This window comes from Amycolatopsis sp. FU40, from assembly GCF_021903635.1.
GTDB lineage: Bacteria > Actinomycetota > Actinomycetes > Mycobacteriales > Pseudonocardiaceae > Amycolatopsis > Amycolatopsis dendrobii.
Genome location: NZ_CP091381.1, coordinates 1,379,151 through 1,403,170, shown reverse-complemented (window position 1 = coordinate 1,403,170; position 24,020 = coordinate 1,379,151). Strand labels below are relative to the sequence as shown.

General features: G+C 69.1%; 24 protein-coding genes. 3 read left to right on the top strand and 21 right to left on the bottom strand.

The genetic code is table 11. The features are described 5' to 3' along the window. Nucleotide 1: 1 nt before the first annotated feature. The gene (locus L3Q65_RS07760) at nucleotides 2-2,032 is read right to left on the bottom strand and encodes a CocE/NonD family hydrolase (RefSeq protein WP_237599193.1); all 2,031 of its coding nucleotides are present in this window, start codon (nucleotides 2,030-2,032) and stop codon (nucleotides 2-4) included. A gap of 72 nt (nucleotides 2,033-2,104) precedes the next feature. Here L3Q65_RS07760 and L3Q65_RS07755 point away from each other — a divergent pair, with 72 nt between their 5' ends. After that, on the top strand, nucleotides 2,105-2,995 hold the full coding sequence (locus L3Q65_RS07755) for an alpha/beta hydrolase (protein ID WP_182891649.1): 891 nt from the start codon (nucleotides 2,105-2,107) through the stop codon (nucleotides 2,993-2,995). A 2-nt stretch (nucleotides 2,996-2,997) separates the two neighbouring features. Here the strand turns inward: L3Q65_RS07755 and L3Q65_RS07750 are convergent, their stop codons facing one another. The 19 genes from L3Q65_RS07750 to L3Q65_RS07660 all read right to left on the bottom strand — a co-directional run bounded on the left by L3Q65_RS07750 (nucleotide 2,998) and on the right by L3Q65_RS07660 (nucleotide 21,817). Beyond that, nucleotides 2,998-3,228, bottom strand: a complete 231-nt coding sequence (locus L3Q65_RS07750) for a DUF2188 domain-containing protein (protein ID WP_237599192.1) — start codon at nucleotides 3,226-3,228, stop codon at nucleotides 2,998-3,000. A gap of 15 nt (nucleotides 3,229-3,243) precedes the next feature. Beyond that, nucleotides 3,244-4,515, bottom strand: coding sequence for an acetyl-CoA carboxylase biotin carboxylase subunit family protein (locus L3Q65_RS07745; protein ID WP_237599191.1), 1,272 nt, complete (start codon nucleotides 4,513-4,515; stop codon nucleotides 3,244-3,246). 16 nt (nucleotides 4,516-4,531) lie between these two features. After that, a complete protein-coding gene (locus L3Q65_RS07740) occupies nucleotides 4,532-5,092 on the bottom strand; it encodes a hemerythrin domain-containing protein (protein WP_182891652.1) in 561 nt (186 codons plus the stop codon). A 202-nt stretch (nucleotides 5,093-5,294) separates the two neighbouring features. Further along, on the bottom strand, nucleotides 5,295-6,065 hold the full coding sequence (locus tag L3Q65_RS07735) for an Asp/Glu racemase (protein ID WP_304504550.1): 771 nt from the start codon (nucleotides 6,063-6,065) through the stop codon (nucleotides 5,295-5,297). Beyond that, the gene (locus L3Q65_RS07730) at nucleotides 6,062-7,108 is read right to left on the bottom strand and encodes a leucyl aminopeptidase (protein ID WP_237599190.1); all 1,047 of its coding nucleotides are present in this window, start codon (nucleotides 7,106-7,108) and stop codon (nucleotides 6,062-6,064) included. Before L3Q65_RS07730 ends, L3Q65_RS07735 begins: the two co-directional genes overlap by 4 nt. Before the next feature lie 57 nt (nucleotides 7,109-7,165). Continuing rightward, the gene (locus L3Q65_RS07725) at nucleotides 7,166-8,008 is read right to left on the bottom strand and encodes an alpha/beta fold hydrolase (protein ID WP_182891655.1); all 843 of its coding nucleotides are present in this window, start codon (nucleotides 8,006-8,008) and stop codon (nucleotides 7,166-7,168) included. Nucleotides 8,009-8,018: 10 nt separating this feature from the next. Further along, the gene (locus L3Q65_RS07720; protein WP_237599189.1) at nucleotides 8,019-8,678 is read right to left on the bottom strand and encodes an isochorismatase family protein; all 660 of its coding nucleotides are present in this window, start codon (nucleotides 8,676-8,678) and stop codon (nucleotides 8,019-8,021) included. Further along, nucleotides 8,665-9,318 (bottom strand): SRPBCC family protein, encoded by a 654-nt coding sequence (locus L3Q65_RS07715; protein WP_237599188.1) that lies wholly within the window; start codon nucleotides 9,316-9,318, stop codon nucleotides 8,665-8,667. Before L3Q65_RS07715 ends, L3Q65_RS07720 begins: the two co-directional genes overlap by 14 nt. After that, nucleotides 9,315-9,821, bottom strand: coding sequence for a (2Fe-2S)-binding protein (locus L3Q65_RS07710; RefSeq protein ID WP_182891658.1), 507 nt, complete (start codon nucleotides 9,819-9,821; stop codon nucleotides 9,315-9,317). Before L3Q65_RS07710 ends, L3Q65_RS07715 begins: the two co-directional genes overlap by 4 nt. Next, complete coding sequence (locus tag L3Q65_RS07705) at nucleotides 9,818-12,211, bottom strand: xanthine dehydrogenase family protein molybdopterin-binding subunit (RefSeq protein ID WP_237599187.1); 2,394 nt, start codon at nucleotides 12,209-12,211, stop codon at nucleotides 9,818-9,820. The genes L3Q65_RS07710 and L3Q65_RS07705 overlap by 4 nt, the downstream gene beginning before the upstream one ends. Beyond that, entirely contained in the window at nucleotides 12,211-13,089 is an 879-nt protein-coding gene (locus tag L3Q65_RS07700) for a xanthine dehydrogenase family protein subunit M (RefSeq protein ID WP_237599186.1), read from the bottom strand. The genes L3Q65_RS07705 and L3Q65_RS07700 overlap by 1 nt, the downstream gene beginning before the upstream one ends. A 25-nt stretch (nucleotides 13,090-13,114) precedes the next feature. Further along, nucleotides 13,115-14,509 (bottom strand): MFS transporter, encoded by a 1,395-nt coding sequence (locus L3Q65_RS07695; protein ID WP_182891661.1) that lies wholly within the window; start codon nucleotides 14,507-14,509, stop codon nucleotides 13,115-13,117. A 41-nt stretch (nucleotides 14,510-14,550) separates the two neighbouring features. Further along, nucleotides 14,551-15,819: an FAD-dependent monooxygenase gene (locus L3Q65_RS07690; protein ID WP_182891662.1), complete on the bottom strand. Its 1,269-nt coding sequence runs from the start codon at nucleotides 15,817-15,819 to the stop codon at nucleotides 14,551-14,553. Nucleotides 15,820-16,546: 727 nt separating this feature from the next. Next, nucleotides 16,547-17,047: a MarR family winged helix-turn-helix transcriptional regulator gene (locus tag L3Q65_RS07685; protein ID WP_182892105.1), complete on the bottom strand. Its 501-nt coding sequence runs from the start codon at nucleotides 17,045-17,047 to the stop codon at nucleotides 16,547-16,549. A gap of 277 nt (nucleotides 17,048-17,324) precedes the next feature. Beyond that, the gene (locus L3Q65_RS07680; RefSeq protein WP_182891663.1) at nucleotides 17,325-18,044 is read right to left on the bottom strand and encodes an SDR family NAD(P)-dependent oxidoreductase; all 720 of its coding nucleotides are present in this window, start codon (nucleotides 18,042-18,044) and stop codon (nucleotides 17,325-17,327) included. After that, complete coding sequence (locus L3Q65_RS07675) at nucleotides 18,044-18,706, bottom strand: VC0807 family protein (protein WP_237599184.1); 663 nt, start codon at nucleotides 18,704-18,706, stop codon at nucleotides 18,044-18,046. Before L3Q65_RS07675 ends, L3Q65_RS07680 begins: the two co-directional genes overlap by 1 nt. Nucleotides 18,707-18,727: 21 nt before the next feature. Further along, entirely contained in the window at nucleotides 18,728-19,324 is a 597-nt protein-coding gene (locus L3Q65_RS07670; protein ID WP_182891664.1) for a TetR/AcrR family transcriptional regulator, read from the bottom strand. Between the two features lie 88 nt (nucleotides 19,325-19,412). Continuing rightward, complete coding sequence (locus L3Q65_RS07665; protein WP_237599183.1) at nucleotides 19,413-20,816, bottom strand: CoA transferase; 1,404 nt, start codon at nucleotides 20,814-20,816, stop codon at nucleotides 19,413-19,415. An 11-nt stretch (nucleotides 20,817-20,827) separates the two neighbouring features. After that, nucleotides 20,828-21,817 carry an acryloyl-CoA reductase gene (locus L3Q65_RS07660; RefSeq protein WP_237599182.1) on the bottom strand — a complete coding sequence of 330 codons (990 nt, stop codon included), beginning with the start codon at nucleotides 21,815-21,817 and terminating at the stop codon, nucleotides 20,828-20,830. Nucleotides 21,818-21,908: 91 nt separating this feature from the next. Between L3Q65_RS07660 and L3Q65_RS07655 the strand changes: the two genes are divergently transcribed. Next, nucleotides 21,909-22,763 (top strand): LysR family transcriptional regulator, encoded by an 855-nt coding sequence (locus L3Q65_RS07655; protein WP_237599181.1) that lies wholly within the window; start codon nucleotides 21,909-21,911, stop codon nucleotides 22,761-22,763. Here the strand turns inward: L3Q65_RS07655 and L3Q65_RS07650 are convergent. Beyond that, nucleotides 22,748-23,089 carry a helix-turn-helix domain-containing protein gene (locus L3Q65_RS07650; RefSeq protein WP_182891667.1) on the bottom strand — a complete coding sequence of 114 codons (342 nt, stop codon included), beginning with the start codon at nucleotides 23,087-23,089 and terminating at the stop codon, nucleotides 22,748-22,750. The genes L3Q65_RS07655 and L3Q65_RS07650 overlap by 16 nt on opposite strands. 126 nt (nucleotides 23,090-23,215) lie before the next feature. Between L3Q65_RS07650 and L3Q65_RS07645 the strand changes: the two genes are divergently transcribed. After that, nucleotides 23,216-23,935, top strand: coding sequence for an alpha/beta fold hydrolase (locus L3Q65_RS07645; protein WP_237599180.1), 720 nt, complete (start codon nucleotides 23,216-23,218; stop codon nucleotides 23,933-23,935). The last annotated feature ends 85 nt before the right edge of the window (nucleotides 23,936-24,020 follow it).

Genomic DNA, 24,020 nt, shown 5'->3' with positions numbered 1-24,020 from the left:
CTCACACCAGGTCGCGCGGCACCCGGCGATGCCAGTTCCGCGACACCAGCCGCCGATCGCCCTCGTACCCGTCCAGCCGAGCGTCGATCACGAACTCCTCCGGAGTGCAGCTGACCCGCGTATACGTCTCCGTCCGCACCAGCCAGTCGTCCCGCTGGAAGGTCACCGTCCACGAAGTCTCCGCCGCGGGAGAACAGAAATCGTCCGCGACCCACGTGTACCGCTCGTGCACGTCGCGGGTGATCTCCAGATCGATGTCGTCGTACCGGATCGTGCCGGAGTTCTTCACCACGTCCAGCGCCGAGTGGTACTCGACCAGGTCCCGGGACACCGTCCACTTCTGCTCCGGCTGGCTCACCTGCGTGGCCGGCAGCGGCGGCGTCCCCTCCGGCTCGCCGAATTCGTCCGGGGCGACCTCGTCCGGCTCGCCGGTGGGCCGCACCGGCAGGGTCAGCGCGCTGGCACCGGTCCGCACGGCGAGCGTCACCGGTTTCGGCGGCGGCCACGCGAGCGGCCAGTACGAAGTGGACAGTGCCAGCCGGATCCGATGCCCGGCCGGAAACGCCTGCGCCACCCCGTTCAGTTCGAAGTCCACAGTGCACTCTTCGCCCGGGGCGAGCGGTTTTGGTTCCTCATGACCGTCCCGGTGCGTGAGGTTCAGCAGGCCGTACGTCACCCGCGTCGCCCGGCCGTCCGGCGCGACATCCGACAGCCGCGCGGCCACCATCGCCACCGGCTGATCGGCCGAAACTCGCAACCGCACCCTCGGCGCACCAAGGATTTCGCACCGCTCGGTGAGCACGTCGGTGTCGAACACGAGCGACCCGCCGTCCTCCTCGCGCTGGTCATACGGCAGATCCGGCGGCGCGCTGTACGAAGCCCACTTCCCGGCGAACTGCCCGACCGACAACGGCGAAGCGACGCTCAACGGCTCCTCGGCCACCGACTCGCCAGGCCGGGCAAGCCGGTGCCGGGCAAGGACATGCTCCGTCGGCCGGACGTGCGGCGAAGGCCATCGCGCCTCCCCGACCCAGCGGCCGGGACGGTCCTCATAGGACGTCGACGGCGGCACGCTCTCCTGCATCCACGTGCGCAGGACCGGACCGTCCATGACGCCGTTGTCGACGTCCTTCAGCCAGTGATCCCACCAGCGCACGACCTCTTGCAGGTAGCCGATCGCGGGGCCGGGTTCGCCGAGGTGCGGGTACTTGTGCGACCACGGCCCGATCAGCCCGCGGCACGGCACGTCGAGATGCGCCAGCAGCCGGGTGACCGCGTTGGAGTACCCGTCGGCCCAGCCGCTGGACGCGAGCACCGGGCACTGCACCCCGGAATAGTCCTCGGAAACCGACGCGTGCCGCCAGTAGCTGTCGCGACGCTGATGCCGCAGCCACTGTTCGGCCCACAGACTGCAGTTTTCCAGCCGTTCCCGCCACATGTCGCGCCAGCGGTCCCCCACCAGCGCCGGATCGGGCGGCATCGTGGCTTCGCCGAACATCGTTCCGGACTCGGCGATGTTGTCCGACAGCAGGCAGCCGCCCATGTAGTGCATGTCGTCGGCGAACCGGTCGTCGGTGAACGAGGAGATGACGATCGCGCCGAGGCTCGGCGGTTTCCGCGCCGCGACCTGCAGCGCGGCGAACCCGCCCCAGGAAATGCCCATCATGCCGGTGCGCCCGTCGCACCACGGCCGGTCGGCGAGCCAGGCCAGCACGTCCTCGGCGTCTTGCTGTTCCTGTTCCAGGTACTCGTCCGCGAGCACGCCTTCCGACTCCCCGGAGCCGCGCAGGTCGACGCGCACGCACGCGTAGCCGTGCCCGGCAAGATAGGGGTGGTGGATCGAGTCGCGGACAGAGGTCAGGTCTCGCTTGCGGTACGGGATGTACTCGACGATCCCCGGCACGGGCAGCGATTCCGATCCGGCGGGCCGCCAGATCCGCGCCGCCAGCCGGGTGCCGTCCGAAACCGGGATCCGGACGTCCTCGTCCTCCATGATCTCGTACGGCAACGAGGGAAGAGCGCGCGTGATCATGCCTGCCGGGTACCCGGCGCCGCGCGAGCGAAACGGTGTTGCCCGCGGCGGGAAACCGGGTACCCGTTCCGCATGATCAGCATGAAAGCCCAGCTGTATCAGGCGTATCTGCGCGCGACGCGGCAGAAGGCCTTTTACGACGACGCCCGCGTGCTGCACCAGCGCCTGCACCGCCACCAGCGGCCGTCGCAAGCCCGGCCGCCGCGGAAGCTGCGCAAGCACTTCGACCTCGAACACCGGGAGGTGCACGGGTTCGCGTGCTGGACCGTGCGGCCGCGTGCGAAGGCCGGGCTGCACGTCTTTCACCTGCACGGCGGCGGCTACGTCGAGGAAATCGAATCACACCACTGGGAATTCGCCGCTGACCTGGTGCGCCGGCTCGGCTGCACGGTCACGCTGCCGATCTATCCGCTCGTCCCGCGGCACAGCAACGTCGAGACGATCCCGATGGTGCAAGCCGCGTTCGAGCAGACGCTCGGTGCCGAGCCAGCGGAAAACACCGTCCTGTCCGGGGATTCGGCCGGTGCCGCGCTCGCGCTGTCGGTCGCGCAACGGCTCCGCGACGAGGGCCGGCCGCAGCCGAAACAGACGATCCTCGTCTCGCCGTGGCTGGACGTGACGCTGGAAGACCCGATTTCGGTCGTATTGGACGAACACGACCCCATGCTCGGCATCACCGGCCTGCGCGAGGCGGGCAAGATGTACGCCGAGGGCACCGACCCGCACGATCCGCAGATCAGCCCGCTCTACGCGGATCTCACCGGGCTCGGCCCGTTCAGCCTGTTCATCGGCACCCGCGACGTCCTTCTCCCGGACGCCCGCCGCTTCGCCTCCCGCGCGCAAGACGCCGGGATCGACGTCGACTACGCCGAGTACCCCGGCATGTTCCACAACTGGCTCATGCAGCAGATCCCCGAAGGCCGCCAGGCGCGCAACCATCTCGAACGCATCCTCCGCCGGTAGCGTCATTCCGGCGGCAGCGGCACGCCGCGACGACTGGTCCGGTAGTCGTCGCGGCGTGCCACTGTCCCGTCCTCCGACCGGACAATGTGGACAGTCCGCCGAGCCTTCGCCATATGCCGCCCCGTTTTCACCGCTTCCGCACGGGACTTCGCCGTGTTCGCCGCCCGCTGATGCCCCACGATCCGGTTCTTCCACAGCTGGTTCTCATACAGCGTCTCGACGTCGCCGTCCACCCTCTGTCCTCCTGTTCAGTCCTCGAATTCGAAACGCAGCCGCTCCTCGCACTTCGCGTACTTCGCTTCGAGTTCGTCCTCGGTGTCCGCCCCGATGATCAGTTCTGCCAGCTCGAACGAATAGCTGTCCTGCTCCGGAAGATCCGACAACCGCTGGCCCTCCCCCGGCGTGATCGAGATCGTCGTGCCGCCGAGTTCCCGGCACAACGCGGCGATCTCGGCCTCGCTCGGAATCCGGGTCACCACCGCGTCGCCGTCGAAGCGGCGCAGGTAGCAGCGGCCCGCGATGCGGTACGGGCCGCGGCCGCGCGGAAAGTGCGGTTCCTGGCCGAGCCCGAGCCGGACCATGATTTCGTGGTTGGCCACGCCGTCGACCAGCTCGAACAGCTCCGCGTGCGACTGCGAGTGCCGCGGGTTGATCTCCAGCAGGCACACCTGCCCGGACTGCCGGTCGCAGAAGAACTCGATGCTGAACGTGCCGTTCTCGAAGCCGACCTGGCGCATCACGCGCTCGGCGATGTCGGACATCCGGCGGACCGTCTCGTCCGGCAGCTGCGACGGGTACTGGTGGCGCAAAAACGAGGACCGGCCGGGGAAATCGACCGAATCCAGCGCGGCGTAGACGTGCACCTCGCCCTTCCGGACATACCCCTCGACCGCCGCCTGCACCCCGTGCAGTTCCGATTCGGCCAAGCACGCGGCCCCGCCGACCTCGGCGATCTCGCGGGGCAGCTCGACCCGGCGCAGCACGTCCTCGAACGGATCGCCGACCCGTCCGACGCCCTCCCGCAGTTCCCCGACGGCGTCGGCGAAGCCCTGCTTGTCCCGCACGTGAAACGCCAGTTCCGACGAGAATCCCTTGACCGGCTTCAGCCACATCGGGAAGTCCACTCCCGGCGGCGGCTGCGGGTCCCCGTCCAGGTCGACGATGCCGAACGGAGGCAGTTCGTCGATCACCTTCCGCTGTTCCAGCCTGCTCCAGTACTTGTGCTCGCATTTGAGCACCGCGGGGAGCGGCACGTGCGGAAGTCCGTGCTCCTCGCACAGCAGCGGGGCCATCGTGGCGGCCGGAAAGTCCCAGTAGGTCACGATCGCGGCGGGTTCGCCGTCGAAATCGTCCAGCTGCTGGCGGGCCTTCTTCATCAGGTCGGGGAAATCGATCTCGCCGTGCTGCAGCTCGTCCGGGCTGAGCAGCGGGCGGAACCGCAGCCCGGCCGCGGACGGGAGTCTTTTCAGGATGCGCTCGTTCTCCTCGTCAAGACCGAGCACGAACACCTCGTCAGTCATCGTTCAGCTCTTCCGTTCAGCTCTTCCGTCCGGTCAGCGCGTCGCGGATCTTGTCGACGAACGCCGCGCCCGGCGCGAGGATCAGATTCGCCGGCGGCTTGCTCGGCGCGTGCGGATGCGGCCTGGTCGGCGCGATCTTCTTCGCCGCCAGCACCCGTTCGCCCAGCTGGTCCAGCTCCTCGGCCGAACACGCCTCGCGCAGCCGCGGCAGCAGGTCGTTTTCCTCGTCCTTGATGTGGTGCCGGACGTCGGCGATGAGCTTGGCGAGCAACTGTTCGTATTCCGGTTCGCCCGGATTCTTGCGCTCGAGCTGCTTCATGAGCTTCTCGGCCTCGGCGTGCTCCTCGATCTCGTGGTCGGCGATCTGGTCGCCGTCGTCGAGGTGCTCGCGCGCGGCCGGGTACATGAGCTGCTCTTCCGCGACCGAATGCCGGACCAGCTCGGCGATCACGTGGTCGACCACGTCTTTCCGGTTCCCGGCCTCGGGTTCGCTCTCGAGTTCGGCGAACACCCGCTCGACGTCGCGGTGGTCGTCGGTGATCACGGTGATCAGGTCGGTCCTGGTGGGTGCGGCCATGCTGCCTCCTCGGGTGTCGGGAAACCTCCGGTTACCCGTTGTGCCGCACGGCAACCACCCGAAGCGGAACTACCCGGCCGCCGCCGCGTGGTTCCGGTGAAGCACGGGAGGGGAACCCTGAGCTTCCTCAGGGTTCCCCTCACCTCCCTTCGCCCCGCCCAGCGCGGCGAGCCACTGCGGCTGTCCTCGGGGTTCCGGCGGATCAGGCAGCCTGCGCCGCCGGCACCTTCCCGCTCAGCAAATGCCCCGCCCCCGGCACCTCCGGTCGCACGCCGAGCTCGCTGAGAATCCGGAACGTCGTAGCCGTCGCCGCCGAAAGCACCGGGATCCCCACCGCGTCCTGGACCGGCTGAATAGACGGCAGCGACGGCATCTGCACGCACGCCGACAACACCAGCGCGTCCGCCCGCGACAAGTCCAGTTTCCGGTAGTGCGCAAGCAGATCCGCCGGGTCCAGCCGCGCCACCGCCAGGTTGTCCGGCACCTCCAGCGAGAGCGAATCGACCACCTCGACGCCCGCGTCCTCCAGGTACTCGACGACTGCCTGGGTCAGCGGCTTCATGTACGGCGTCACGATCGCGACCCGCTTCGCCTCCAGCGCGGCGATCCCGGACAACAGCGCGCCCGCCGACGAAACCACCGGCGCGTCCGAGCCCTCCGCGCGCAACGCCGAGGTGATCGAACCCTCTGCGGTGCAGTGATAACCCGGCCCCTGCGCCATGATCGCGACCAGACACGCAGTCGCCACGACGCCCGGCCGCGCGTCCGCCAGTTCGGTCGCCGCGCGCTCAGCCTGGGCGTTCATCGCGCGCAACTGCTCCGGCGTCACGTGCTGCATCCGCGCGCGGGCGGAGTGGAAGACGAACCGGTCCTCCGGGTACCGCTCCTCGCGGGCGCGCAGCATCCGCGGCAGCTCGGTTTCCATGGTCAGGTTGGAACTCGGGACGATCATCCCGATGTGGTGGTCGGTCATCGCTTCGCCGCCGGGCGCATGTCCTGCACGGTCAGCTCGCCCGCGTCGACGATCAGCTCGTCGTCGAGGTACAGGCTGTTGCCGCGCATCGGGATGTCGAAGTGGCACGCCGTGTCGTTCGGGCCGCCGAGTTCGTTGTTCGGGCCGATCGAGAACATCACGTTGCCGTAGAAGCTGCGCAGTTCCATGCCCATGCCGCCGGGGAACTGGGTCAGGCCGTGCCAGTGCGCCCGCTCGTCGAGGCCCCAGCCGACGTGCGACATGCCGTAGCCGCGCGGGTCGTGGAAGGACTCGATGTAGCTGCGCAGCAGGTCGGCGTCGAGGCCGGACGAGCCTGCGCCGCCGCGGATGTCCTGGATGAAGCCCTTTTCGATGGTCAGCTCCACCGGAGTCTGCACGTAGGTGTTGAACGGCAGCAGCACGTCGCCGGGCGCGAGCACGATCTTGCCGTCCACGCCGTCGTCGGACCCGCCGGTGAACACGAACGCGGCGGGCCAGTGGTCCCAGCGGCCGGGCTGGTCGGTGTAGCCGTACTCGCTCATCGTCGGGTACACGCCGAGCTGGTAGGTGACGTCCGTCCCGTGCGGACTGGTGATCCGCATGGTCTTGGCCTTGGCCAGCAGTTCCGCGCCGATCTCGACGCGCTCGCGCAGTTCCTTCGTCGGCATCAGCCGGGCCAGCAGCTCGGGCGGCTCGACAGCGGTCAGGATCCGGGTGCCGGCCGCCTGGATCGCGAACTGCTCCGCGCTGAACAGCAGGAATGTGCAGTCGACGACCATGTCCGCGGCCTTCAGCGCGTCCACCGCGAGCGGCAGCTGGTCAAGACCGGATTGCCCGACCGCCCACGCGCCGGACGCGCTCGCCGGCGACGGCAGCCGCATGTGATAGGTCGCCGCGCCGAGTTGCTGGGCGGCCCAGAGGAAGGCGTCCGCGTACTCCGCGCGCTCGGCGCCTCGCGTCAGCACGACGACCGTCTCGCCCTCGTGCACGCCGGAAAAAGTCAGCTGGCGCAAGCAGATGTCGTTGAACAGGTTCTGGTCCATGGCGACCTCCTTGATTGTCCGAATACGGATTATCCGAGTACGAAAAACACGCCGGGGTCAGCGGGCGAGCACGTCTTTCAGCGCCGAGCGCAGCGCTTGCAGGGCGGGCTGCGGTTCGTCCCAAAAGATCATGTGCCCGGCGCCCGCCACGGCTGCCAGCGGATGTGCCGATTTCTCCAGCACCGCGACGTCCGCTGCGGTCACCACCGGGCTCTCCGCGCCGTACAGCAGCACGGCCGGCCCGGGCAGGTTTTCCCACAGCGGAAGGAATTCCTCGGATTCGAAGCCCGCGTGCGTGGCTGCGATCGCGGCACGAGAGCACGAAGCGAGCCAGCGAGCGCGAAGTTCCTGTTCCCGGCGCGGCCATCGCGGCCACGAGGCGGCGACCTCGTCCGCGTCGGTCCCTCGTTGCGCTTGGTCCAGTTGCGATTCGAAGACCGCCAGCGAGGTCGGGTACGGCCGTCCGGGGCCGCTCATCGGCGGGTCGGCGAGGACAGTGCCCGCGATCCCGCCGGACAGCGCGGCTTTGGCCGCGATCCGCGCGCCCATCGAGTGGCCGAACAGCAGCGGCTTCGCCAGCTGAAGCTGGTCGATGACGGCCTTGACGTCGGCAGCGTAAGCGTCGAGGTCACAGCCGGGCCCGTCGTCGGACAGCCCGCGGCCGCGGATGTCGAGCACCAGCGGGCGGACGAGGTCGGTCAGCTCGCGGGCGACGAAGTCCATGGTGATCGCCGGGCTGGTGATCCCGGGCAGGACCACGAGCGGGACGCCGTCGGCCGGGCCGTAGTCGAGGACGTGCAGCCGGACGGGACCGGACCGCACCCAGACGCTTTTCGCCGGGACGTCCGCCAGGTCGGCGAGCGCGGGCTGAGTCAGCACCCGGTCGGAAACTGAAGACATGCGGGAACTCCTAGCGGGCCTTGGCGAGCAGCTCGACGCCCTCGCTCAGGCCGATCACGTCGGCGTACTTGGCTTGCAGGTCGAAGAGAGCGGCGTCGTGCGGCCCCCTCGCGCGGTCGCCGCAAGCTTCGCGGACGACGAGCGTGTTGAAACCGGACTGGACCGCGTCGACGGCTGTGGCTCGGACGCAGCCCGAGGTCGTCGCGCCGCAGACCAGCACGGTGTCCGCGCCAAGTCCGGTGAGCAGCGCGGCGAGGCTTGTTCCGTGGAACGCGGACGCGCCCTTCTTGACGATCAGGTGGTCGGCGTCGTGCCGTTCCAGCCGGGGATCGAGCGCGACCGCGGCGCTTCCGTCGCGCAGGCTGCGCATGCCGGGAGCCTTGCGCAGCCACGCGATCGCGTCGCCGTCCGCCTCGGCAGGGGTGTAGCTGATCGCGGTGCAGACGACCGGGGCTCCGCTCTCATGGGCGGCCCGGACCAGCGCACCGGCGGCTTCGACTTCGGCGGAAAGGTCCGCGCCGGAAGGGAATTCCGGCTCGGTGAAGCCGCGGGTCAGGTCGACCACGACCAGCACCGGCGCGGTTCCTCTCGGCACCGCGGCGCCGAACCCCGCGCGGGCGTAGGTCTGATCGGTCTCGGTTCCGTGCAGTCCGTTCTCAGGCGCGTTCACGCAGCAGCTCCTTGATCAGTTTGTGCTGCGACCGGACGCGGCCGAGCAGCCAGCCTTGGAACAGCCCGAGCGCGCCCGCCGCGACGACGGGGAGGTAGCGCTTCGCGTTGGGCGGGAGCAGCATCGCCAGTCCGTCGAGCGAATCCGACGCAGGCGCGGCAGCAGTCGTAGCTGTGGCCGGTTCCGCTGCGGTGCCGCCGTTTTCCAGCAGCGCACCGAGGTTCTGCGCGAACTGCTGCAGGATCCGGTTCGACACCGTGCTGATCGCGCCCTTGCCGAACTGCGCGATCTTGCCCCGCACCACGAGATCCGTGTGCAGGTTCAGCGACGAACCCTTCGGACCGGGCACCAGCGTCAGCGTGACGTCCGCTTCCGCGTCGCCGTTGCCGTGGCTGTCCGCGCCCCGGGCCGACAGCCGCAGACGGCGCTCGCCCTCGGCGATCTCGGTGAACCGGACCTTGCCCGCGTACGCGGCGCTGACCGGGCCGACCTTGAACTTGACCTTGCCGAGATAGGACTCGCCGTCCCGGCCCTCCAGCACCGCGCCCGGCAGGCAGCCCGCGACCCGCTCGACGTCGTTGAGCAGCGCGAACACCGTGTCCGGATCGCCGGGAAGGTCAAGGGTGTTCTCGAGAATCATCGGACCGCGTCCTCTTTCCTGCCGGATCGCGCGCACCGCCGCGCGGCGGTCGCCTCGATCGCGTCCACAATGGTCTGATACCCGGTGCAGCGGCACAGGTTCGACGACACCGTCTCCCGGATCTCCTCGCGCGTCGGCGACGGTTCCTGCGCGAGGAACCCCTCGGCGAGCATGAGAAAGCCGGGCGTGCAGAAGCCGCACTGCAAGCCGTGGTGTTCCGAAAACGCCTGTTGCAGATCATTCGGCTCCTCCGGGGTGCCGAGGTCTTCGACGGTCCGGACGGCGCAGCCTTCCGCCTGCACGGCGTACATCAGGCAGGCGCGCACCGGTTCGCCGTCGACCAGGATCGTGCACGCCCCGCACACGCCGTGCTCGCAGCCGACGTGCGTGCCGGTGAGGCCCACGTTGTGCCGGAGCACGTCGAGCAGCGTCCACCGCGGTTCGACGAGCAGTTCGTGCTCCTCGCCGTTGACGGTCAGGACGATCAGCTGTTTGTCGGTCATGCGCCGGTACCCGCTTTCTCCCGGTCGGCCGCGGTGAGCGCGGCGAGGACGGCCTCGGGGTGGATCGGGGTCTGCTCCAGCTGGACCCCGGTGTGCCAGAGAAGGTCGTTGACCGCGTTCAGCACCGCGGCGGGCGCGCCGATCGTGCCGCCCTCCCCCGCTCCCTTCGCGCCGCTTTCAGTGAAGGCGCAAGGGGTTTCGAGATGGTCGACGGTGATGTCGGGGATCTCCGCGGCGGTCGGGACGAGGTAGTCGATGAAGCTCGCCGCCGACGGTTCGCCGTTCTCCGCGTAGGTGACCTCCTCGAACAGCGCGCCGGCGATGCCCTGCGCGATCCCGCCGCGCGCCTGGCCGTCGACGACCTTCGGGTTGATCACCACGCCGCAGTCCTCGACGCAGGCGTAGCGGAGGATTTTCACCTGGCCGGTGCCCGGATCCGCCTCCACCACGACCGCGTGCGTCGCGTTCGAGAACGTGCCGTCGCCGGGGACGTCGAACGCCGCGGTGGCGGTGAGCGTCGGCTCGGCTTCCTTGGGCAGCAGATGGCTGCGCAGGTACGCGACGTCGGCGATCTCCTCGAACGACAGCCGCCGGCTGGGGTCGTCGAGCTGGATCACTCCGCCGTCGCCGTCGAGGCCGACGTTCTCGACGCGGGTGTCCATCAGGTGCGCCGCGATGACGCAGAGCTGCTCGCCCAGCCGGGTCGCCGCCGTCGCCACCGCGGAACCGCCGATAGTCACCGATCGGGACGCGAAAGTGCCCCAGCCGTAGGAAATCCGTTCGGTGTCGCCTTGCCGCAGCTTGACCTTGGCGAGATCTACGCCGAGCCGTTCCGCGACGATCTGCGCGAACGTCGTCTCGTGGGACTGCCCGTGGTTGATCGTGCCGCTCGTGACCACGACCGAACCGGTGAGGTCCATCCGGATCTCGCTCACGTCGAACCCGGGCACGACGGTCATCTTGCGCTTCGCGAACGCCTCGGAGCCGTAGCCGGTGCGCTCGGAGAAGCAGCTGTAGCCGATGCCGATGTGCGGGTTCTTCTCGCGCAGCTCGTACCAGCCCTCGTCGCGGAGGATCTTCTCGCCCAGCTCCAGCGATTCGAGGTAGCTGCCCGGATCGTAGGTGACTTTGTTGACGCCCACGTACGGAAACTCGGTGATCACGTTGCGGCGGCGGATCTCCACCGGGTCGAGGCCGAGCTCGCGCGCGGCCAGGTCCATGATCCGCTCCATCACCATGACGTACTGCGGACGGCTGACCCCGCGATACGGCGCGGTCGGCGCTTTGTTGCTGGTGATCGCCCGTGCCCGCACGCGATAGGCCGGAACCCGGTACACCGACGGCATTTCCGCCGCCGCCATCAACGGTTCGATGCCGACGGTGAACGGATAACACGAGTACGCGCCCATGTCGCAGACGATGTCGGACTCCAGCGCGGTCAACTCGCCGTCCGGGGTGAACGCGGCACGGGTGCGGTACCGCTGCTCGCGGGCGAGGAACCCGGACGCGAGCGCTTCGCCGCGGTCCTCAATCCACTTGACCGGACGCCGCAACCGCTTCGCCGCCGCCGCGACCGCGATTTCCTCCCGCCCCACCACGCATTTCTGCCCGAAGCCGCCGCCCATGTCCGGGACGACCACGCGCACCGAACGCTCCGGAATCCGCAGCGAACGCGCCAGCACGGTACGGACCTGGTGCGGCACCTGGCTGCACGTCTGGACGAGAAGCTGCTCGTCGCGGTCGTCCCAGGACGCCACCGCGCCGCGCGTCTCCAGCGGCAACGCGTTCTGCCGACCGCTGCGGGTGACGAGTTCGATCACGCACCCCTCGGCGAACGCCTCGTCCACGCCTGGGGTGTCGAACGAGGTGACGTCCAGCAGCACGTTGCTCGGCGCGTCCTCGTGCACCAGCGGCGCGTTCTCGGCGAGCGCGGTCTCCTCGGACACGACGGCGTCGAGGACCTCGTAACTCACCTGCGCGGCCTCGATGCCGTCCTCGACCGCGTACGGATCCTTCGCGATGACCAGCGCGATCGGCTCGCCGACGAATCGCACCTTGCCGCGCGCGAGGATCGGCATCGTGGTCGGCGTGAACTCCTCGGGCGGACGGTCCAGCAGCGCGACCATGTCGCCGAGCTGGAGGTCTTCCGCCGAGTACGCGGCTACGACGCCGTCCACCTCGCGGGTGGCGCCGAGGTCGAGCTCGGCGATCTTGCCGTGCGCGACGGTCGCCCGCACGAATCCGGCGTGCAGCATCCCGTGGAGATGGATGTCGTCAACGAACCTTCCCCGGCCGGTGACCAGCCGCGGATCCTCGCGACGGCGCACGGACGCGCCGATCCACCTTCCGCCCCGGCCGTCGAAGCGGGGTTCTTCGGGCTTGCCGGCCATCAACGCTCTCCCCTCTCCCAAGCCTGGCCCAAACTCCGAGCCACCAACGTCCTCGTCAACGCGCGCCGATAGTCCGCGCTCCCCTGCGCGTCGCTCCGCGGATCGATCGCCTCGGCCGCCGCCCGGCCGCACGCCGCGAACAACTCGGGCCCCGGCTCGCCGCCCGCCAGCACCTCCTCGGCTTCCGGAACCCGCAACGGCGCGGGCGCGACCCCGCCGAGCACCACGCGCCCGCCCGCCAGCGACCCGTCCGCGCGAGGTTCGAGCGTGACCGCCGCCGCGACCGTCGCGAAATCCCCGGCCCGCCGGGAAAACTCGGTCAACGCGGCCTTCGGAGCCGCCCGGGTGAACCGGACCTCGGTGACGACCTCGTCCGCCTCGACCGCGGTCGCGTAGAAGCCGTAGAACATCTCCCCGGCCGGGATTTCGCGGCGGCCGTTCGGTCCTTCGGCGACGATCACCGCGTCCAGCAGCAGCGCGAGCATGCACCACTCCGCGGTGGCGTCGCCGTGCACGAGACTGCCGCCGACCGTGCCGCGCGACCGGATCGGCAGATGCCCGACGTACCGCATCGCCTCCGCCAGCACGGCGAAACCCGGGCCGAGCTGGGCCAACTCGACCTGGCGGTGCGTCGTCATCGCGCCGATGCGCAGCGTCGGACCGGCCTGGACGATGTCGGTCATCCCCGGCAAATCCCGCAGCCGCCCGAGGTCGACCAGGTCGCTCGGGCGGGCCAGGCGGAAGCTCATCATCGGCATCAGGCTCTGCCCGCCCGCGATCGCTTTCGGCTCCCGCCCTTGCCCGGCGAGGTCGGAAAGCAGGCCGACGGCGTCGGCGACGTCGTGCGCCCGATGGTAGGCGAACGCGGCGGGCTTCATGCGTTTCCCTTTCTGCTGCGGCGAATCAGACTGCGTCCAGTTCGGACTGCTCCGGCGCGGGCGCGGTGTCGCCGTCGATCCGGTCCAGCTCCCGGCCCCGGGTTTCCGGCGCGCAGAAGACCATGAACACCACGGCTCCGACGACGAGCAGGCCGAGCAGCGTGAACGTCAGCGGCAGCCCGAGCACCGGCCACAGCACGCTGCCGAACAGCAGCGGCGCGAACCCGGTGACCGCCCGGCTCGACGATGACGCCCAGCCGAAGCCCGAGGCGCGCAGCTCCGTCGGGTACAGCTCGGACACGAAGGCGTACATCACCGGGATGACGACGAGCGAAAAGAGCCCGAACGCGCCGATCGCCACCACCGCGGCCCCCGCAGACCCGAGCACCAGCGAGAAAATCACCAGCGTGACCGCGGCGAGCGGCCCGGCCGCGGCGATCACCCGCTTGCGGCCGATGCGGTCCACCAGCAACACCGCCACCACGACGCCGACGATACCGAGCGCGTTCATCAAAGTGGTCGAAGCGAACGCGGCGATCTCCCCGAAGCCCTGCGCCTTGAGGATCGACGGCATCCAGCTCAGCGCGGCGTAGTACACCAGCATCACGGTGATGAACAGCGCCCACGCCACGCCCGTGACCTTCGGGTTGTACGCCCAGACCCGGCGCAACTGGTCGACCGCCGCGAACAACCCGCCGCCGCGCTTGTCTTCCTGAATCGCCGCCGGGATCCGGTACGGCTCCTTCGGCGCACCCGTACGCTCGACCAGATCGTCGATGACCAGCCGGGCTTCCGCCTCGCGCCCCTTGCGCACCAGGTACAACGGCGATTCCGGCACCCCGCGCCGGGCCCAGAACAACAGCACCGCGGGCAGGATCATCAGCACCAGCATCCACCGCCAGTTCCCGGAAACCGGAACCAGCAGCGTCGCGGACGCCCCCGCGAGCGTCGTGCCGATCGGCCACCATCCGTCCATCGCGGACAGCACCCGGCCGCGTTGCTTGCGCGGCGAAAACTCGCTGACGATGGCGTAATCCACCGGAATGCAGCCGCCCAGCCCGACTCCGGCGAGGAACCGCAGGAGCAGAAAGACCTCGATATTGGGCGACAACGCCGCGAACACCGAGAAGAACGCGAACAACAGCAACGTAATGCTGAACGCCCGCTTCCGCCCGATCCGGTCCGCGACCGTCCCCCAGGCGACCGCGCCCACCGCCATGCCGATGAGATTGGCCGTGGCGACGAATCCCCGCTGCGTCGCCGACAGCCCGAATTCCGTGCCCACCAACGGGGTGAGGAAGCCGTTCAGCGCGACGTCCCAGGCGTCGAACATGTAGCCGAGCCCGCCGATGAGGAAGATCTTGCCCTGGACGCGCCAGCGCCACGGCAAGTCTTGGACCACCTGGTCTCCGGTACGCATAGCCTTTGCTCCTTTGCGAAGTCTGCGTGTGCCGTTTCGTGCTATCGGGCGAACTGGTAGTGGATCGATTCGTTGTCGGGGTCGTTCAGCGGAGTCCCGTTCCACAGCCAGTCGTAGGACACATCGGACTCGCCGTCGAAGCTGCGCAGCTTCTCGTCGCGCTCGCGCTGCGCCGGACCGTCCGGCAGGTGGTAGAAACTCATGTTCTGCAAGGACGCGTCCTGCACCATCCCAGCATGCTTGGCGCGCCGGTGCACATACCGGGTCAACGCGGCGTCGATCCCCTCGCGCGTCGCCTGCCCCAATTCCTCCGCGAGAACCGCCCCGTCCTCCATCGCCTGCGACGCTCCTTGCGCCTGGTACGGAAGCATTGCGTGGCAAGCATCCCCGAGCAGCGCGACGCGCCCGTCCACCCACACCGGATCGCGCCGCCGCCGGTACATCGCCCAGACCGAGACGTCGTCCTTGGCCTTCGACAACATCATCGGCACGCGGTCGTCCCAATCGGAGTACTCGGCCGCGAGCTGCTCCGCGCTGGCCGGCGCGCTCCAGTTCTTCTCGACTTCCTCCGTGCACGGCACGATCGCCACCACGTTCAGGTACTCGCCGCCGCGGATCAGGTAATGGACGAGATGCTTGTCCGGCCCGTACCAAATCGTGGAGTGGTACCGGTCGACCAGGAACCGAGTCGCCGGATCCGCCGCGATCGAATCGCCCGGGATCAACGCCCGGTACGCCATCTCACCGGAAAACGCGAGCGTGTCGTCAAACCCCGCGAGATCCCTTACCGCAGAACGAATCCCGTCCGCGCCCACGACAACGTCGCCCTCGAACCGCCGCCCGTCCTCGGTGATCACGGCAGGCCTCTCCGGGTTCCCCCGATCAAGGTCGACCACCTTCGCCGCGGTAGCCACCTTCACCACCGGCCCGGCCCCGTCCGGGTCGACACACGCCCGCAGCAGCACCGAATGCAGATCCGCCCGGTGGTAGTGCCAGTACGGCGCCCCGTACTTGTCCACGACCCGCTGCCCGAGCGGCAACTGCGCGATAATGCTGCCGTCGGCCCACCGCCGCCGAACCTGATCCTGCGGCTCGCACCGGACCCGCTGCAGTTCGGCCCGCAACCCCAGCCCGATCAGAATCCGGCTGGCATTGGGCGCGGTCTGAATCCCGGCCCCGATCTCCCCGAGCTGCGGCGCCGCCTCGACCACCGTGACCCGCAACCCGCGCTGCCGCAACGACAGGGCGGCACACAGCCCGCCCAGTCCGCCCCCCGCGACCACTACCTCGAAAGACTGACTCGCCGCCACCTGCCGACCTCCTACCCGCTAGCCGTCTCCGCTTACCGCCCCGGACGGGTTTAATCCGAACACGGATTATCCGAACACGCAATAGTCCAGGATGGATTTCGTGGCGAAGAGCTTGCTTCGGCCGCGCTGGGTGCGGGAACAGTCACCGAACGAGGCGACACGGCAGCCCTCGGTTTCGGACCGCCCAGCCCACCCGCGAGGGGAACTCTGAGTACCTCAGGTTCCCCTCACGACCCGCCGTCCGGCCACGAACGCCCCCTTCGCAGGCTCCGCTTCCCCCAAAGGCCCTTCACGGACCACCACACCATCCCCGCGATGCACACCATGCAGGTCACCCAACAGCGGACGGGAATCCTTGCCCCCATCGACGAACCCGGCACGCGATACCGAGGTCCGCGGCGGGCTAGCGCCCCAATGTGGCATTGGGTGCGTCCCACGCACCGAACGCCACATTGGGTGCGCCTGACGCACCCAATGCCACATTGGGGCGCTAGCCCCGCCCACCTACGACACCGCAGCCGGTGCACCCAACCAGCGAGGCACCCAGCCCCTCCCCCAACCCCGATACAAAGCCGCCCTGCGGTTCGGGGGTGCTTGTCAAGGCATCTTTCCCGCCTTGACAAGCACCCCCGAACCGTCAGCACAATGGGCTAACGGGGTGCCCCACGCAACCCAAGACCGGGCGCAATGTCGCCGCCAGGCGACGAGCCGCCCACCGCGAAAACCCTCAGATCTCCGGCCGCTCGGCAACGGCCTCCCACAACGCCCCCAGCTCGTTCAACATCCCCGCGATCTCCCCCCGCCGCTCCTCCGGGCACCCCGCGAGCAACGCCTGATCCAGCTTCCGCGTCCGCCGAGTCACCTCGCGAAACGCAGCCAGCCCGTCCTCAGTCAACGTCAGCACCTTGGCCCGGGCATCATGCGGCGCCGGCCCCCGGACAATCAGCCCGCGATTCTCCAACCGCCGGCAAACATCAGCCATCGTCGACGTATCCAGCGCGACCGCCTTGGCCAACGCGGTCTGATCAAACCCCGGATAAGCCCGCACCGCCGACAGCACCGCGAACTGCGGCCCCGTCAGCACCGAGTCGACATGCCGATTCCAAGCCGCCAAATACGCCTGATACAGCCGCCGAGCCCCGTACCCAGGCGCCGCGGCGAGATCCGCGGGCGCCTCCAGACTCACCCGACGCCCCGCCCGCGAGCCGCCCTTCGCTGACCCACCCACTGCTGTCGACATCCCTCGACCTTAACTACGCACCCGCGCCCCAGCAGCCCGTCCGGCCCGCCGGAGCCTGTCCCCGCATCCCTGCCCGCCGATAATAGTACGTCCCCGGACAAAGTACGGCTCAGCCAACTCCGGACGGCTTCCCCTGATTCCGGTCGAACAAGGCAGCCCCGCCCGTCAAAGCGAGCTGCGCCGCCACCCGATCGAACCACCGCTGCTTCCACGCCGTCGCCAGCGATCCGCGATGGAGCGCGCTCTTCTGGAAGACGGGTGCTCCTCAGCCTGCGAGCGGTATTTCCGGCACAGGCACAAGACTCGCCGGGCGACCGGCCTGCACCACCCACGCGCCCCCGGTCCCTCCCCCCGCCGCGATCGTCTCGACAGCCGCCGCGGCTTCGGCGGGGTCGGCTATCCGCAGTCCGGCTTTCTCCAGCGCCGGACGGAATCCCGCGATGATCGGCGTGCCGACCAGACCGGGGCAGAGGGCGTTGATCCGGACGCCGTCCGCGGCCAGGTGCGGCGCGGCCGACCGGACCAGGCCGACCAAGGCGTACTTGCTGGTCGCGTAGAACAGGTCCGGCGAACCGGTGAGCCCGGCCAAACTCGCCGTCACGACGACCGAGCCCCCGCCCTGACCGCGCAACTGCGGCAGGCAAGCGTGCAGGCCGTAGACCACACCGTCCACATTGGTCCGCATAGTGTCCCGATAGGACTCTTCGGTGAAATCAGCCAGGCCGCACCGGCCCGGCACGCCTGCGTTGAGCAGCACGACATCCACTCGCCCGAACTCCTCCACCGCCGCGCGCACCGCTCGTTCGTTGCCCGCCAGCGATCCGACGTCGGCGGCGACGAACCGGCCGTCCACTTCGGCGGCCACCGCGACGCCCCGCTCCTCGTCGCGATCGACGAGCACGACACGCATCCCCCGGGCGGCGAACCGGCGGGCAGCGGCGGCGCCGATGCCGCTGGCCCCGCCGGTGATCAAGGCCGCGCGCATCACGCCTTCTCCAGCGGAACGAGGCGCACACCGTGCAGCCGAAGCCCGTTGCGCCGCAGGAAAGACCTGCCGTAGAGACGCTGAACGGCCAGAAGGACCAGCAAAGTGACGACAAGGAGTCCGTCGTCCAAGACCGGCACGACGTCGACCGGCAGCAGCAACGCGACGGCAACCCGGATCGCGGCGTCGGCCAGGCAGGCAATGCCCCAGATCAGGCTGATCCGCCACAGCAACTGCCGGAACGGCGGAAAATCGTCCCAATTCCGTTCCCAGACACGCTGTTTTTCTTCGCCGAGGACACTACGGGCAGCCTCATACAGGAAAGGGCGGCGGAAAAACAGGGTTGCGCACAGGAAAAGGCCGAGCGCGACGGTGAGCACGGCGCCGCGCACCAGCAGTGCACGGGGGCTTCCGGTGACGAACGAACCGGCGACGGTCACCGCCATCGTTCCGAGCACGAACAGCCGCACCCCCGAAACCCGCCGCTCGGCGACGAGACCGCGGACCGCACCGACAACGGGGATGACACTGCCGGCCAGCAGCGCCACGAACTGGTTCACCCCAAGCCAGCGCAGACCGTAGAAGACGGCGAGCGGCGCCAGAACCTCCAGAAGCGGAAGCTGTCTCAGGCTGCCGAGCACGGCAGGTTTTCCGGTCATCATGGTTCCCCCTGACCTGACGAGTCACTGTTTCCGAGTAGCGAAACCGAAAGCGGCGACGACTTCGCCGGAATAAGCGTCGAAATCGAATTCCGGTTCCTCGTGCAGTCGCTGTGCGGCGCCGTCGACCGCCGCTCGGATCATGATCGCCATCGAGCGGACGTCGAACTCCCGGAACTCGCCGCTGGACTGCCCCTGCTCCAGCAAGGCTTCCAGGCTCCGCACGCTGACCTCCTGCGCGCCGGTCGAGGTGTACGCCTCGCCCTCGCCGGTGCGCAGGTGCTTGCCGATCTCGGTCAACGCCGCGACCTCCTTCGGATGGTCGCGCAGGAAGCGCAGGTTGGCCTCCAGGTAGGCGCGGAGCCTGCCCTGATCGGTCTCCGCGGCCTCAGTGTGTTCGTAGATGTACCGGGCGCCGGCGGTGAAGACTTCGACGGCGATCTGGCGGATCAGGTCGTTCTTGTCGGCGAAGTGGTACGAGATCATCCGCGGGCTGCGCAGTCCAGCCCGCTTGGTGATCTGCGCGAAGGACGCCTTGGCATAGCCGAGTTCCGCGATCGTCTCGATCGCCGCCTGCACGATCTGCGCGCGCCGCGCCTGGTTGGTGAATGTCCGGTCCATCGCCTCACCTGCTGTTTTATCTGCCCGAATCAAAACTACCATGAGCAGATCAAACACACCAGGGCACCGGACGCGCGCAGCCGCCGGGTCACCACTCCGGCCGCGAACTCCCCAGCTCCGGGGTAGTCCCCTCCCACCGCGGCGGGGTCTCGCTCATCCGGATCACCGGACCGAGGCTCTTCAGATCGCCATAAATCGTACGGTCGTCGACCACCGCGTAGCGCTCGAATTCCCCCGGCGAAAGACGACCAGGAGCGTCCGCGTAATCAGCCAACAACCCCTGCCGTTGCAACAACATCGACGACTGGCACAGCGAAACCCGCACGTGATACGACCCGCCTTCCCGCGCCCGCCGCGCCAACGCCAGCATCGCGCCGTAACTCGCCAGGAAGCCGGTGAGAAAATCGCACAGGTACACCGGAGTCAACTGTGGACGGTCGCCGCCCTGGATCACACAGGCGCCAGTCACGGCTTGCGCGACCTGGTCCCACCCGGCACGCATCCCGAAAGGACCGCCGGAACCGAAGCAGTTCACGCTCACGTAAACGATTCCCGGACGCAGCGCGGCGAGATCCTCCGGACCGAAGCCATGGGCCGACATCCGACCCGGGCGATAGCCCTCGACGAACACATCGGCCGTGCCGGCCAAGGAACGCAACCGGTCCGCATCGTCCACTGTGGAGTAATCGAGGTAAGTGCTTCGCTTGCCATGACTGGTGTCCCGGACGAACGGTGCCACCTGCGGAAGCTGCGGAGCGGTCACCATCAGCACATTCGCACCGTGTTCGGCCAAGCTCAACGCCGCAGTGGGGCCGGCCAGAATGCGAGTCAGGTCCAGGACCCGGACGTCCGCGAGCGGCGAAGCACCACCATCGGGCAACGGAGAAGGAGCGCTGTCCGCGATTTTGGTGATCTCGACGACCGGGCGTGAAGCCAGATAGGCGCCGTGCGGATGCGCGAGCCATTCCTCCGGTGTCCGCACCACTCCCCCGCACGCGCCAGCAGCGGCGATGGCGTCTTCCAGATCGTCGGCCTTCCACTTGGCCACGGCGGCGGCAACGGAGGAAGGTGTCGCCTCGCAATCGAGAACATCCAGTACCCGGCGTTCCAGATGCGGCAGATTGAAGTGCGGCAGGAACCACCGTCCGTCGGCGGTCGGCCAAGGCTGGGTGAGCGCGACCATGCGCTCGACAGCAGGCGAAAGCGGGGCAGGCCGGAAGAAGCCGTCCGCGGCGCGGATGAGCGTCATGTCTTCGCCGCCTAGTGCGGTGGCCGCTGCGGCGCGGACGTCGACGCCGATCTTCTGCCGACGTCCCGTCCGCAGCTCCCACAGGTCGTTCGCGGCGACCGCGCGGGCGGCGAGGGCGGCGGCGAGGGTTTCGCCGATCCGGAACGGCGACGCGAAAAGCGGGTCCGAGCCCGTGATCGTGACCTCGTCGGCCGCGGGACGCGGAGCGTCGCGCAGGGACATCAGTTCTTCGAAGGCATCCATGTTCTTCCCTTTCAGGCCGAAGCGACGTCGACCACGGTGCGGCCGGTACCGGTGCCGGCCAAGCGCGAAGCGGCAGCGTCCTTGGCGTCTGACAGCGGGACGACCCGCGTCACGGAATCCAGGAGCGCCGGATCGAGCAGCTGCGCCAAGCGCTGCCAAGCGGCCTCGCGACGGAGCGGAGGCGTGCGGACCGAGTCGATCCCGAGCAGGGAGACGCCGCGCAGGATGAACGGCAGGACGGTGCCGGGATACTCCGCACCTCCGGCGAGTCCGCAGGTCGTCGCGACGCCGGAGTCTTGCAGGCCGGCGAGCGCACCGGCAAGCACGGGGCCGCCGACCGCGTCGAGCACGCCTGCCCAGCGCTGTTTGCCCAACGGCTTGCCAGAGGAGAGCACCGAAGCGCGGTCCAGGACCTGCGCCGCGCCCAGCGCCGTGAGCTGCGAAGACAGCTCGGCAGGGCGGCCAGTGGCGGCGATGACCTCGTACCGGGCCGCCGCGAGCAGCGCTACCGCGACCGAGCCGACGCCGCCGCCCGCACCGGTGACCAGGATCGGTCCGGTTTCCGGGGCCAGGCCGTGGCGTTCCAAAGCCAGCAGGCTGAGCGCGGCGGTGAATCCGGCCGTGCCGATCGCCGCCGCGCGGAGCGGGCCGAGTTGCGCGGGGACGAGCACGAGGTCGTCGCCGTTGACCGCGGCGAGGCCCGCCAGACCGCCGTGCAGGTCTTCGCCGAGGCCAGCGCCGTTGAGCGTGACTGCGTCGCCCGCCTTCCAACGCGGATGCCGCGACTTGAGCACCTCGCCGGTCAGGTCGATCCCGGCGATCAGCGGATGCCGCCGGAGCACGCCGGGGCGGCCGTGCAACGCGAGCGCGTCCTTGTAGTTGATGCTGGAGTAGCGCACGCGGACAGCGGTGTCGAGGTCGTCCAGCGTCGCCGGGCCGAGTTGCTCGAGCGTCGCTCCGGCGGCGCGCGCGACCCAGCCGGGGAAGGTCTCCTGGTCCATGCTTCCCACGCTAGAAATCCGGAACCTGACAGGGAAATGCCTGTCACGGCACCGCCATGCGCGGCGGGCATAGCTGGGTAGGCTGCCGGTCATGGAGGTCGAACTGCGGCATCTGCGCGCGTTCGTGACGGTCGCGACGTGCGGCACGTTCACGGCCGCGAGCCGCGAGCTGCTGATCACCCAGCCGGCGCTGACGCGCACGATCCAGCAGCTCGAGGAGTCGGTCGGCACCCGCCTGCTGGAGCGCACGCTTCACGGCGTCGAGCCGACCGAAGCCGGCGGCGAGTTGCTCGGACGGCTGCGCGTCGTGTTGCGCGATCTCGACACCGCACTCGCCGCGGCGGCCGGGAATGCCGGGCTGCGGATCGGGTTCCAGTGGGCGCTGCCGGATCCGTGGGCGAGCGATCTGCTGACCGCCTTCGAAACCGCGACCGGCGCGACCGCCACTCTCCTGCGCCGCGACGACATCGTGGCCGCCCTGCATTCCGGCGACGTCGACGCGGCGCTGGTGCGCGGCGAGGTCGACGCGTCCGGGATCAGCGGAACCTTGCTTTTCGAGGAAGACCGGCTGGCCGCCGTCGCCGCGAGTGCGGAACTGGCGGCGCGCGCGGAGCTGGACTGGGCGGACCTGGCCGCGCATCCGGTGGTCGTGAACACGGTCAGCGGCGCGACCAGTCCGCTCGACTGGCCGCCGGAAAACCGCCCCGCACAGGTGATTCAGTGCGGCAGCTACGACGAATGGCTCACGATCATCGCGTCCGGCCGGGCCGTCGGATCGACCACCACCTCGGCCGCCGAAGCGCACACCCACGCGCGCGTCGCGCACATCCCGCTGCGGAACGCGCCCCGGGTGGCACTGCGCCTGCTGTGGCCGACGCGCCGGTCAAGCGATCCGCTGCTGCGCCGGTTCGGCGAACTGGCGCATTCCGTTCAGCGAGCGTCGTAGTCCGCGCGGGCCTTTTCGATCTTCGCCAGATGCTCGACGCTCCATTCCAGCAATGGCGCGGTCGCTTCGCGAAGAGTCCGGCCCATGGCCGTCAGCTCGTAGGAAACGTGCGGCGGCATGACATTGCGGACAGTCCGGGTGAGAATGCCGTCGCGCTCCAGATCCCGCAGCGTCACGGTGAGCATCCGCTGGCTGATCCCCTCGATTTCCCTTTTGAGCTCAGTGAACCGCTTCGGGCCGTCGCGCAGCATGCGGACGATCAGCAGGGCCCACTTGTCGCCCACGATTTCCAGGACCACGCGGGTCCGGCACACCTCGTCGGCCATGGTTACCTCCGGAGAACCGGGGCACTAATGAGTGCCTTATTGCCCGCCGCCGCGCGGACGAGCACGATGGTTATCGAACAGTACCGGGTTACTTCCGGTAACCACAAAACCCGAGGAATCCTGACTATGACGACGTATGTGCTGGTCCACGGCGCGTGGCACAGCGGCCGGGCGTGGGACCGGGTGGTCCCGCTGCTGGAAGCGGCCGGACACCGGGTGCTCGCGCCCTCCCTGACCGGCTACGGCGACAAGAAACACCTGCTCAGCCCCGAAATCGGGCTCGACACCCATGTCCAGGACATCGTGGACCTGCTCCGCGCCGAAGCGGACGTGGTCCTGGTCGGGCACAGCTACGCCGGGCTGGTCGTCTCGTCGGCCGCGAACGAGATGCCGGACCGGGTCGCCGAGCTGGTCTACCTCGACGCGATGGTGCCGGTGGACGGCGAAACCGCGGTCGACGTCCAGCCGGTCAGCCGAAGCCTGATCGAGCTCGCCGAACAGCACGGCGACGGCTGGCGCGTCCCGCCGCTGCCGGAGCGGCCCGCGCCGTTCGGGCTGTTCGGCGTCACCGATCCGGACGACATCGCATGGGTGCGCGAAATGCTCTCCGACCAGCCGGTCCGCTGCCTGCAGCAACCGGCCCGGCTCGACAATCCGGCCGCACGGGCGATCCCCCGGACGCACATCCACTGCGTCGGCGCGACCCCGGAGGGCATCACCCGCCGTCCGGTCCCCGCGATCCAGCCGAACGGGACGCCCGCGCAGGTCTGGGAACTGCCGACCGGGCACGACTGCATGGTCACGATGCCGGTCGAGCTGAGCGAACTGCTGCTGAAGCTCGCCTGACCATCGAGTGCACACCAGGCATATTTGCCCAGTAGGCACTTTTGGGGCTACCTTGGGAGCACAGCATCCCGGGGGAAGGACGTCG